Origin of the sequence: Nocardia sp. NPDC059240 (genome assembly GCF_042753865.1) — a bacterium.
Classification (GTDB): Bacteria; Actinomycetota; Actinomycetes; order Mycobacteriales; family Mycobacteriaceae; genus Nocardia.
On record NZ_JBHZAC010000008.1, the window covers coordinates 83,117 to 94,715 of the forward strand.

The 11,599-nt window shown below is 67.5% G+C and carries 11 protein-coding genes; 5 read left to right on the forward strand and 6 right to left on the reverse strand.

Annotated elements, in window-relative coordinates; translation table 11 throughout:
- Positions 1-21 precede the first annotated feature (21 nt).
- A complete protein-coding gene (locus ACFXHA_RS27830; RefSeq protein WP_379361783.1) occupies positions 22-1,035 on the reverse strand; it encodes an Rv2578c family radical SAM protein in 1,014 nt (337 codons plus the stop codon).
- Between the two features lie 31 nt (positions 1,036-1,066).
- Complete coding sequence (locus tag ACFXHA_RS27835; RefSeq protein ID WP_379361785.1) at positions 1,067-2,053, reverse strand: NAD-dependent epimerase/dehydratase family protein; 987 nt, start codon at positions 2,051-2,053, stop codon at positions 1,067-1,069.
- 161 nt (positions 2,054-2,214) lie between these two features.
- Between ACFXHA_RS27835 and ACFXHA_RS27840 the strand changes: the two genes are divergently transcribed.
- A complete protein-coding gene (locus tag ACFXHA_RS27840; protein ID WP_379361787.1) occupies positions 2,215-2,544 on the forward strand; it encodes a type VII secretion target in 330 nt (109 codons plus the stop codon).
- A complete protein-coding gene (locus tag ACFXHA_RS27845; protein WP_379361789.1) occupies positions 2,541-4,115 on the forward strand; it encodes a hypothetical protein in 1,575 nt (524 codons plus the stop codon). Before ACFXHA_RS27840 ends, ACFXHA_RS27845 begins: the two co-directional genes overlap by 4 nt.
- A gap of 108 nt (positions 4,116-4,223) precedes the next feature.
- Here the strand turns inward: ACFXHA_RS27845 and ACFXHA_RS27850 are convergent, their stop codons facing one another.
- Complete coding sequence (locus ACFXHA_RS27850) at positions 4,224-4,973, reverse strand: SDR family oxidoreductase (protein ID WP_379361791.1); 750 nt, start codon at positions 4,971-4,973, stop codon at positions 4,224-4,226.
- Positions 4,974-5,220: 247 nt separating this feature from the next.
- Between ACFXHA_RS27850 and ACFXHA_RS27855 the strand changes: the two genes are divergently transcribed.
- Positions 5,221-6,093 (forward strand): TIGR03619 family F420-dependent LLM class oxidoreductase, encoded by an 873-nt coding sequence (locus tag ACFXHA_RS27855; RefSeq protein ID WP_379361793.1) that lies wholly within the window; start codon positions 5,221-5,223, stop codon positions 6,091-6,093.
- Here ACFXHA_RS27855 and ACFXHA_RS27860 read toward each other — a convergent pair whose 3' ends face one another.
- From ACFXHA_RS27860 to hisS, 3 genes are all read right to left on the reverse strand, one after another.
- A complete protein-coding gene (locus ACFXHA_RS27860; protein ID WP_379361795.1) occupies positions 6,094-7,095 on the reverse strand; it encodes a malate dehydrogenase in 1,002 nt (333 codons plus the stop codon).
- A gap of 172 nt (positions 7,096-7,267) precedes the next feature.
- Entirely contained in the window at positions 7,268-7,915 is a 648-nt protein-coding gene (locus ACFXHA_RS27865) for a hypothetical protein (RefSeq protein WP_379361797.1), read from the reverse strand.
- A 390-nt stretch (positions 7,916-8,305) separates the two neighbouring features.
- On the reverse strand, positions 8,306-9,586 hold the full coding sequence (hisS, locus tag ACFXHA_RS27870; protein ID WP_379361799.1) for a histidine--tRNA ligase: 1,281 nt from the start codon (positions 9,584-9,586) through the stop codon (positions 8,306-8,308).
- A gap of 170 nt (positions 9,587-9,756) precedes the next feature.
- On the opposite strand from hisS, the gene ACFXHA_RS27875 reads away from it, so the two are divergent.
- Positions 9,757-10,614, forward strand: coding sequence for a peptidylprolyl isomerase (locus ACFXHA_RS27875; protein ID WP_379361801.1), 858 nt, complete (start codon positions 9,757-9,759; stop codon positions 10,612-10,614).
- A 396-nt stretch (positions 10,615-11,010) separates the two neighbouring features.
- On the forward strand, positions 11,011-11,583 hold the full coding sequence (locus ACFXHA_RS27880) for a hypothetical protein (RefSeq protein ID WP_379361803.1): 573 nt from the start codon (positions 11,011-11,013) through the stop codon (positions 11,581-11,583).
- The last annotated feature ends 16 nt before the right edge of the window (positions 11,584-11,599 follow it).

Consider the following 11,599-nt stretch of genomic DNA (forward strand, 5'->3'; position numbering starts at 1 on the left):
GTTTCGATCAAAGAACCGACGTCAGGCGAACAACGCCAGCTGAGTATCGGGCGTGTGCGATTCGGCGGCGCGTACCTCGGGTTCGGCCTGCCGTTCGCGGTTCAAGCGGTGTTTCTCCAGCAACGGCTCGATTCGGCCGCGTAGCCACGCAGAATACTCCGGGGTCACCGAAGTACTGCGACCATACAGTTGCCGGTAGCGGCGCAGCAGCGCCGGGTGGGCTTCGGCCAGCCAGTTGAGGAACCAGCCACGCGTGGAACCGCGTAGATGCATGGGAAACGCGGTAACCCCGGCGGCCCCTGCCTCCGCGATCGCGCCGAAGAGCTCGTCGAGATGAGCGTTGGAGTCGGTCAGGTACGGAATGATCGGCGCCACCATGACATTCACCGCGAACCCGGCCTCGGCCAGCGCGCGCACCAGCTCCAGCCGCGCGCGCGGCGAGGGTGTGCCTGGCTCGAGTCCCCGATGCAGCTCTTCGTCGAGAATCGCGATGGACACCGCCAGATGCACCGGCACCTGCCCGGCGGCCTGGGTCAGCAGTGGCAGATCCCGCCGCAGCAACGTGCCCTTGGTGAGGATGGAGAACCCGGTCCCGGATTCGGTGAGCGCGGAGATGATGCCCGGCATCAGCCGGTAGCGCCCCTCGGCCCGCTGATAGGGATCGGTATTCGTGCCCAGCGCAACGGAATCCCGCCGCCACGACTTGCGATGCAGTTCGCGCCGCAGGATCGGCACCACATTGGTCTTGACCACGATCTGCGAGTCGAAGTCCGCGCCCGCGTCCAGGTCGAGGTACTCGTGCGTGCCGCGGGCGAAGCAGTAGCGGCACGCGTGCGAGCACCCGCGCATGGGATTGATGGTCCAGCTGAACGGCAAGGTGGATTCGGGCACCCGGTTCAAGGCGCTCTTGCAGAGCACCTCGTGAAACGTGATGCCCTCGAACTCGGGCGTCTGTACGCTGCGGACGAAACCCGCACGTTCGAGCCCGGGCAGCGCGCCGTCGTCAGCGCCTAAGGTTTGCCGTTGCCACCGCACCACCCAAGTCGAACATGTGTTCTAACTACTGTCAAGCAATCTTCTGCGTGTCGGCCTCGATCGGCTGCCCATTGTAGAAGGCGACCAGATCGCGAATGGTCTGCTCGGCCGGCCGCGGGCGGTAGCCCAATTCCTCGGTGGCCTTGGAATGTTCGACGATCGGAGCGCTCAGCAGCGCACCCATGGCGGCCTTGGAGATGCGGTCGCTGCCGAACGCCTTGGCGACGGGCTCCATCACCGGCATGCAGGCATTGATGACCTTGGCGGGAATCGCGAAGGCGGGCTTCATCTTTCCGTTCACCTCGGCCGCGGTGCGGGTGGCCTGGAACATGTCGGTGAAATGTCCGCCGAGCAGGTAGTTCTCGCCGGTGCGGCCGCGCTCGCTCGCCAGGATCAGGCCCTGGGCCACGTCACGGACGTCGACCAGGTCGAAGCCGCCGCTGATCATGACCGGCACCCGGCCGCGCGCGGCGTCCCACAGGGTCTGGTTGATGCGCGAGGCGGTGTTGTCGATCGGGCCGTACACACCGGTCGGGTTGCACACCACCGCATCCAGACCCTGGTCGATGACCTTGCGCAGCTCGATCTCGCCCTGCCACTTGGACCGGTCGTACACCGGCAGGTCCGGGTCGACCGAGCGCGGCGAACGCTCGTTGATGCGGCCGCCACAGGAGTACTGGTTGAACGCGTGGATGGAGCTGGTGTGCACCATGCGCCGCACGCCGACCTCGCGCGCGGCATTGGCGACCACGCGCACGCCTTCGGTATTGACCCGCCAGGCCAGATCGTTCTTGTGCGCGAGGGTGATGAGCGCCACCAAGTGGTAGACCACCTCGGCCCCGTCGAGGGCGGAACGCATGGACGCGGGGTCCAGGACGTCGCCGTTGACCCAGGTGACGCCGGGCTGCGTGGTACCGGCGACGCGGTCGATGGCAGTCACCTCGTGACCGCGATCCGTAAGCAGGCGAAGCAAATTGGTGCCAAGGAACCCGGCAGCGCCGGTGACTGCGACCTTCATGATGACGAGAATATAGAACTTGTTCTAATTTGCAACCACGGTCACATTCCGATCCGGACAGGGGGTGCGAAGTGCGACGATGCGACCGACACCACGCCCGGCTGGACGATGGATGGGTTATATTCGGCTCCGCATGTTCACGACGATTGGGGGGCATTGACATGGCCGATCTCTCGGTCGATACCGGTGCGGTTCGCACCTTCGCCGCCGCCAATGACGGCGTCGCCACCGACATCGCCGCCCAGGGCGGCCTCGACACGGTGTCGCATGTCGCGGCCATGACCCCGGTCTTCGGACTCATCGGCGCGGACTTCCTGGCCAGCTTCGCTGTCGCCGAACTTCTGCACGATCGCGATATCAACGCCCTCTCCGCCCGCTTCGGCAAGATCGGCCAGGCCGCCTTCGGCTCCGCGGCCACCTACGACGCCACCGACTCCGAGTTCGCCGGAGGCTTGGGCAATATCGCGGGACAGATCGGCGAGCAGGTATGAGCCCGATCGATTCGGGAGTCATCGCCGATTCGGGAGTCATCGGCGTCGCGCCGCAGTCCGGTCCGGCTACCCCCACGATGGGAGCAGACAGCATGAATCTCCTCGCGCCCGGCCCACTCCCGGATCTGCTGCTGGGTAGCCTGCCCGCCGACGTACCGCCGTTCGAACCGCCGGAATTCGCGTTGTCCCGCAAGGAATTCGAGCAAACCGGAACTCCGCTGAGCGGCGGCGTTCCCGGTGGGGGCGGCGTACCGGCGGGCGATTCCGCGACCGCCGGGGTGCTCTCCCCCGCGCTCGACGGCGCGCACAGCGCACTCTCGGGCGCGCAGGGTGCGCTCGGCAACGCGCAGAACGTCCTCGCCGACGCCCACCTCGCGCTGAACAATGTGCCCGCCGCGTTCGATGCCGCCGGCGCCGCGCTGGCCCGGGCCGCCGCGAATCCGGCCTCGATCCTGCCGCCGCTGCCCGCCGATCCGGTCGGCGATCTCATGAAGGGTCTGGCGCTGCCCGCCATCCCCGGACTGGACGCGCTGTTCAAGCCGTTCCTGCAGTTGCTGCAGAGTTTCGGCACCGGCGTGCTGGGCCAGTTCAATCCGACCACCCTGCTCAGCCAGGGGTCGAAGGTCATCGAGTCCGCGGTCCAGGTCGGCAGTGGTGCGCTCAAGACCGTCGAATCCCTGTGGCAGGGCAAGGCTTCCAACAGCGCGCAGGAGTCGGGCAAGCAGGCCGAGAACCACGGCCAGGAGACCTCGCAGCGCGGTTTCGACCTGTCCTCGATCACCAATCAGGCCGCGGCGGTGGTGCAGCGCGGCAATATTCAGCTCACCGCCATCGCGCAGGCGTTCGCCGGCGAGGCGACCGCCATGGCCCCGCTCATCCTCACCCCGGTCGGACAGACCACGCTGATCGCCTCTGCCACCCGGCATCTCGGCGAGGCGGTGGCCGTCGTGAATGCCACGCACGGCGAATTGTCGGTCTACACCGCGCAGGTCCAGGGCGTCATCGGCCAGCTGCTCGGCCAAGGCGGCGGCCCGAACCCGGCCGAGGTCGCGCAGTCACTGGCGCAGAACGTCGGTCAGCCGATCCTGGAGCAGGCCAAGGGATTGCTCGAAAGTGGTTTGCAGGCAGGCACTCCCGGATCCACCGATCCCGGCAAGACCGATCCCCTCGGCGGCGCGCCGGACACCTCGGCCGCAGGTGTCGGCGGGGGTGGCGGCGGTGCGGGTGGTGGCGGAGGCGGCGGTCTCGGCGGCGGGGGCGGTCTACCCTCCACGCCCGGCGGCCCCGGCTCGTCCATCCCGGGCGGCAAGATCGCCAATGCCGCCAACCCGTTCGGCGCGGGCGCGGGCGGTATCGCCGGCATGGGCGGTGCGGCCGGTTCGGGCTTCATGGGCTCCCCCGCCGCGGCGGGCGCGGGCAAGGGCGGCGCACCCGACGGCCAGCACGGCCGCACCGTCCAGCCGCACCAGAGTCCTTCGGTGGAAAGCGAACTCACCGGCAATCTGGGCACCTTCGCCCCGGGCGTGATCGGCCAGGCCGAGGAAGAGCCCGCCGACGACGCCGAGGCCTAGACGCAGTGATGCCGCGGCGATCGGGGTAGCTGCCCCGATCACCACGGCATCGGTGGAGGCCGATGTGCGGCTGTACACCCCGCGGGCTCGGCCACCGTTCCGGGCGGATTACACCGCGGTCGGGCGGGTCTGCGCGTCGATGCCGCCGTCGATGACGAACTGTGCACCGTGGATGAACCCGGCCTGTGGGCCGAGTAGATACGTGATGAGCGAGGCGATCTCCTCGGGCTTGCCGTTGCGCCCGATGGGAGCCACGAAGTTGCGGATGGCTTCACCGTAGCGCGGATCGTCCAATCCCGCCTGCAGCAGCGGAGTGTCGACACTGCCGGGAGCGACCGTGTTGAGCCGCACCCCGGCCGCGCCCCATTCGACCGCGCGCTCGCGCACCGCCACGGTGACCGCGTTCTTCGACGCCGCGTAGGCGTAGTGGCCCGCGTAATCCCCGGCCTGGGCGAAGGCTTCGGCCTCGTTGCCCTTGGCGATCGGGTTGTCCTCCCACTTGATCTGGGTGGAGGCGACCGACGAAACCACCACGGCCGCAGGGTTTTCGCCCTTGGTCAGGGCGGGCAGCAGCGCATCGAGCAGGGCCACGGTGGCGCGGAAGTTGATCTCCACCACCAGGTTCGGGTCGGGCACCTGCGGTCCGACGCCCGCGCACAGCACCACGCCGTCGAGCGCGCCGCCCGAGCGCGCCAGGATCTCCTCGACGGCGGTGGCCCGGGCGGCCGCGTCGGTCAGGTCCACGGTGATGTCGGCATTGCGCAGGTCGATGCCGATGATGTCGTGCCCGGCGGCACGCAGGGCCGCGGCGGTGGCCGCGCCGATGCCGGATCCCGAGCCGGTGATGGCGATCGTCATACCGCGATTAGAACAAGATCCAGAGATGCGGACAAGGCCACCGGGACTGCCATCTCAGCCACCGGGACCGCAACGGCCGGGCCACCCCGCCCCGCGATACGACAGGTGAACGCGCACAGCGCCGCCGATCCGCAGCTCGGCGAGGATCGCCGGATCGGGTGCCTTCCGGCGAGTCTACGGCTAGCATCACTCACAGAACTAGAATCTGTTCTAGTTTTCGCACTGCTCACTGTCGAGAGGACGATCGATGCGCTTCACCTACGCGGAGGCGATGACCAACCCGGATTACTACATCCCCCTCGCGCAGGCCGCGGAGGCCGCCGGGTTCCACAGCATCACCGTGGCCGACAGCGTCGCCTACCCGGCCGAGTCGGATTCCAAGTACCCGTACACCCAGGACGGCAATCGCGAATTCCTCGACGGCAAGCCGTTCATCGAGACCTTCGTGCTGTCGGCCGCCATCGCCGCGGCCACCACCACCCTGCGCCTGACCCCGTTCGTGCTCAAGCTGCCGATCCGCCCGCCGGTGCTGGTGGCCAAGCAGGCCAGTTCGCTTGCCCGGCTGAGCAACAACCGCTTCGCCCTGGGCGTGGGCATCAGCCCGTGGCCGGAGGACTTCGAGATCATGGGTGTGCCGTTCGAGAAGCGCGGCAAGCGCATGGACGAGTGCATCGAAATCGTGCGCGGCCTGTGCACGGGTGAGTACTTCGAGTACCACGGCGAGTTCTACGACATCCGCAAGATCAGGCTCACCCCCGCCCCCACCGAGCCGATGCCGATCCTGCTCGGCGGGCACAGCGATGCCGCGCTCAAGCGCGCGGTGCGGTTGTGCGACGGCTGGATGCACGCGGGCGGCAATGCCGAGGAGCTCGACAAGTACCTGGCCCGCATCAACGAGCTGCGCGCCGAGCGGGATCACAAGGGCGACTTCGAGATTCACGCGGTCTCCTACGACGGCTACACCCCCGACGGGGTGAAGCGCTGCGAGGAGAAGGGCATCACCGACCTGATCGTCGGTTTCCGCAACTCCTACGCCAAGGAGCAGGACACCGAGACGCTCGAAGAGAAGATCGTCAAGATCAAGTGGTACGGCGACAACGTGATCAGCAAGCTGTCCTGATCACAACCGCTTGGCATACCCCAGATCGATGACGGCGTCGCGCTCGCCCGCGAGTTCCGCGACGCTGTCATCGATACGGGCACGGGCGAAGTCGTCGATCTCCAGCCCCTGCACGATCTGATACTCGCCGTTCGCACAGGTCACCGGGAACGAGCTGATGAGTCCCTCGGGCACTCCGTAGGAGCCGTCCGAGGGCACCGCCATCGAGGTCCAGTCCCCCGCAGCGGTTCCCAGCACCCAGTCGTGCAGGTGGTCGATGGCGGCGCTGGCCGCGCTCGCCGCCGAGGACGCCCCGCGCGCCTTGATGATGGCCGTGCCGCGCTGCTGCACGGTCGGAATGAAATCGTCGGTCACCCAGGCGCGGTCGCCGATCACCTCGAGAGCGCTGCGGCCCGCGACGGTCGCGTGGGTGAGATCCGGATACTGGGTGGCGGAGTGGTTGCCCCACACCGCGATCCGCTGGATGTCCGCCGCGGCCGCCCCGGTCTTCTTGGCCACCTGCGCGATCGCGCGATTGTGGTCGAGCCGGGTGAGCGCGGTGAAGCGCGCGGCGGGCACGTCGGGTGCGTTGCTCATCGCGATGAAAGCGTTGGTATTGGCCGGATTCCCGACCACCAGCACCCGGATGTCGTCGGCCGCATTGGCATTGATGGCCGCGCCCTGATCGGTGAAGATGGGCCCGTTGGCGGCCAGCAGATCCGAGCGCTCCATGTTCGCGGTGCGCGGGCGCGCGCCGACCAGGATGGCGATATTGGCCCCGTCGAAGCCGACCCATGGATCATCGGCGATATCGATGCCCGCCAGCAGCGGGAACGCGCCGTCCTCGAGTTCCATGGCCACGCCTTCGAGCGCGCCGACGGCGGCCGGAATCTCGAGCAGCCGCAACCGAACCGGCGTATCCGTCCCGAGCAGCGCCCCGGAGGCGATGCGGAACAGCAATCCGTAGGCGATCTGCCCGGCGGCTCCGGTCACGGTGACGGTCACTGGCGCGGCGTTGCTCACGACGATCTCCTCGCGGTACTGGTGCTTCCGCCCTAACCCTAGCCAGCCTCACATCCGCGCCGTCGCCCACGTGAGCAAGCCAACATCCCCGAATCCCCCACCCCACCAACCCTTTCACCGAAAGGCACAGCGGCATCGCAATATTCGGGCAAATAGCCCATCTGTATATGATTCAGCGGGCCAGATCGGCAATGTCCGAATCCGCGAGAATGATCGGCGCGGCCGCATCTCGAGCCCGAACCATACGGACCGCCCGGTAGAGCGGCCGCTCCTCGGCTACCGCGTCCCGAGCCTCGGCCCGCAACTGCTGCACCAACATTCCCGAGATGGCCAGGGCCGCCGCCAGCGGACACCCCGCCAACGCATCGGCGAGCTTGCGCAGACCCAGAATATGAAGTTCGCGCCCACTGCCGGAGTCGCTGTAGAGGGCCAGCGGCACGATGCGCGTATCCGGCCCGGCGGTAATGCGCAACACGATCCGGCTGATCTTGCCCGGATACACCAGAATCTCCGCCGCCGTTGCCGCGGCCACGTCGATGCTCCGTTCACCGCGCCACGTCCGCGCCCGGATCACCGTGCCCGCCACCGTGATCCGCCGCCGCTGCACCGCCATGGCGTACAACGCCGTCGGCGCACCCAGCACCAGCCCGGTCGCCAACGCCACCGGCCAATGCACGAACAGCGCCGCCAGCAATCCGACACCGACACCCACGCCGAGCGCGGCCAGGGTCAGCTTCCGCAGCGCCGGAGCCAACAACTCCGGTGCCACCAGATCGAGCCCGACTTCGCCGACGGACCCCGCTTTCGATTCATCAGTCACAGCTGCATTCATCCAAGTCTCGATGAGTCACGCGGCCCGATGGCACACGCCGCCCCCGCACGACGCACCGCACGGTACCAGCAGGCCATAGCTCCATACCCCGATTTCCCGCACCCCAAGCCAGGATTCGCGCCCCGGCCCGGCTCCCTCGCGCCACGCCCACTTGACCCGCCCACCACAGCACAGCAATCCGCCCGTCCAATACCGGACGGCCGCTCCCCTGCCGACCACATCCGTCACTCGCCAACCGCACGAATCAGGCTGCGGTGCCAGACTCCGCGCTGTGCGGGATTGCAGCCCGGGCCGGAAAGCCCGGTCGGTCGGTCCGACCATGCCGCGAACAGGCCGGGGTCCGGGTGGTGGTAGCACCACCCTGGCCCGGCCGCTTGCTCAATCCTGTTGCCCCGCAAGGGCGGCGGCGACCTGGGCGACGGCCTCGTCGAGGGGGATCTGGCGTTGGTCGCCGGTGCTCAGGTCCTTGAGGCCGATCTGGCCTTCGGCGACTTCGCGGTCGCCGAGGACCAGGGCGAGTTGGGCGCCGGACTTGTCGGCGGCCTTCATGGCGCCCTTCATGCCGCGGCCGCCGTAGGCGAGGTCGGTGCGGATGCCGGCCTTGCGCAGTTCGGCGGCGATGACGACCAGGCGTTGCTTGGCGACGTCGCCGAGGGGGACGCCGTAGACCTGGATGCGGGGGCCGTCGACGGCGGATTTGCCTTCGGCTTCGAGGGCCAGGACGGTGCGGTCGACGCCGATGCCGAAGCCGATGCCCGACAGCGGCTGCCCGCCGAGTTCGGCCATCAGGCCGTCGTAGCGGCCGCCGCCGCCGATGCCGGACTGTGCACCCAGACCGTCGTGCACGAATTCGAAGGTGGTCTTGGTGTAGTAGTCGAGGCCGCGCACCATGCGCGGGTTGACCACGTACGGCACACCCAGCGCGTCGAGGTGGCCGAGCACCTGCTCGAAGTGCGCTTTGGCCGACTCCGAGAGGTGGTCGATCATGAGCGGCGCGTCCGCGGTCATCTCCTTGACCTCGGGCCGCTTGTCGTCGAGCACGCGCAGCGGGTTGATCTGCGCCCGGCGGCGGGTCTCCTCGTCGAGGTCGAGCTTCAGCAGGAAGTCCTGCAGCAGTTCGCGGTACTGCGGGCGGCAGGTGTCATCGCCGAGCGAGGTGAGCTCCAGCCGGAATCCGTCCAGGCCGAGGCTGCGGAATCCGGTGTCCGCGATGGCGATGACCTCGGCGTCCAGGGCCGGATCGTCGATGCCGATGGCCTCCACACCGACCTGTTGCAGCTGCCGGTAGCGGCCCTTCTGCGGTCGTTCGTAGCGGAAGAACGGTCCGGCGTAGCAGAGTTTGACGGGCAGCTGGCCGCGGTCGAGGCTGTGTTCGATGACCGCGCGCATGACTCCGGCGGTGCCTTCGGGCCGCAGCGTGAAGCTCTCCCCGTTGCGGTCGGCGAAGGTCCACATCTCCTTGGACACCACGTCGGTGGATTCGCCCACACCCCGTGCGAACAGGGCGGTCTCTTCGAAAACCGGCAACTCCACATGCCCGTATCCGGCCAGTCGCGCGGTCGCTACGAGGCCGTCACGAACGGCGACGAACTCCGCGGAAGTGGGCGGCAGATAATCGGGGACCCCCCTCGGGGCACGGAAGCTGCTGGTCTTGGTCACGGCGTTCAGTTTTCACCACGGCCGTCCGCCAAGTCCAACCGGTTCCCGGCCTATCTACCATCCAGCCCTGGCATATGTAGGTTTTTCTCAGCGAATGCAGGTAATGTCTGCCGCGGCCGCTGGGCTGACGGCCGTAACTAGTAAACCGACCGTTCACGGAGGGACAGTTAGTGCCGAGCAATGAACAGCGACGCGCTGCGGCGAAACGGAAGCTGGAGCGTCAACTCGAGAACCGGGCCCAGCGGGCGCGCAAGCGCAAGCAGCTCACGATCGCCGCGTCGGCTCTCGGCGTCGCGGTCGCGGTCGCGGCCGGTGTCGGCATCTACTTCCTGACGCGGGGCGATGACAGCAGCACCAGCGCGAAGGCCTCGGAGACTCCCGACGCCTCGCTGACCGCCGCGCCGCCGCCGGCCGCGAAGGCCAAGGCCGCCCAGGTGAACTGCACCTACTCCCCGTCGCAGAAGCCCGCCGACAAGCCGGTGAACGCACCCGGTACGGCGAATATCTCGACCGCCGGTGAGGTGAAGGCGACCATGGACACCAGTCAGGGTCCGATCACCATGACCCTGAATCCGGGTGAATCCCCCTGCACGGTCAATTCTTTCGAGAGCCTGGCCAAGCAGAAGTTCTTCGACAACACCTCCTGCCACCGCATCACCACGGGCAAGGGCCTGCAGGTGCTGCAGTGCGGCGACCCGACCGGTAGCGGAATGGGCGGTCCGGGTTACCAATTCGACAACGAGTACCCGACCGACCAGTACGACCCGAACGATCAGGCCGCGCAGTACCCGGTCGATTACAAGCGCGGCGTACTGGCCATGGCCAATGCCGGACCGGGCACCAACGGTTCCCAGTTCTTCCTGGTCTACGGCGATTCGCAGCTGCCGCCGCAGTACACCATCTTCGGCACCGTCGACGACGCCGGCCTGGCGACCCTCGACAAGATCGCCAAGGCGGGCGTGCAGGGTGGCGGTGCGGACGGCAAGCCGGCCCTCGATGTGAACATCCAGTCGGTTCAAATCAACTGACCAGCATGCTTTTTCGGGCCCGGCGCACTCGTGCGCCGGGCCCGTTGCTTTTCCGGTGCAGGTCTCGGGAAGGTCCCGTTGAACCTTCGGGGTAAGGCTTCCCTAACCAAAGAAAATCCTGAGTTTTTCGCCACCTGCCGGAATTGTGCGATATATGCTGGATCGCGACTCACACGTACGGCGGTATTCGAGTTTTCGCTGGTAACCTCGTAGAACGGAGTACAAAGGCGTAGTAAAGCCCAGGGTCACCCCCCGAAACGGGCAGTCTCTGCGCCCCGCGTGCTCCCGGTGTCCACGTTTGCAGGCGGGACATTGCTTCTCGAACTACCGTTCGGGCGATGTCCGTGACGAAGCACCACCATCCATAGTGATCACTGCAGCATCGGGGAGCAGGCAATGGCCGAGGAACTCGACGACATCGGCCGCGAAACAGCGGCGATGATGAGGCAAATGTTGCAGCTGGCGACACTTGTCGCGCTGCGAACCCGGGAACGTGGCCAGAAGGAAGCGGAAGCCCGCGTTAAGGTCACCGAGGCCCGGCAAAAGGAAGGCCGCGAGCGCGTGCTCCGCGAGGCCGCAGATGCCAAGGCCAAGGACCCACGCAACCGCGAACTTTCCCGCATGATCGAGAAGCCGCCCTTGGAAAAGCAGGGCGTGACACTCGAGAAGGACCGCTTCGCGGCTCAGGCGGAGACCACCCGGATGGCAGCGACCCAGGCGGCGATGAACAAGGGTCTCGTCCGCCACGACTCGGTAGAACGCCGGCAGGCACTCGCCCAGCATCTCAATCGCATGGGCATCTCACCCGAATTGGCTTCCGTGCGCATGCTTCTGGAGGTCGGTCAGGCGCAGTCCGCGGCCGAGGCCGTACGCGCCCGGGAACAGGAGGCCACGGCCGCGCAGCGTCGGCAGCGCGAGCAGGAGGCCAGGGCACGGGAACGCGAAGCGGTGGTTCGCACCCTCGGCTAGGCCATCGGCATCATTC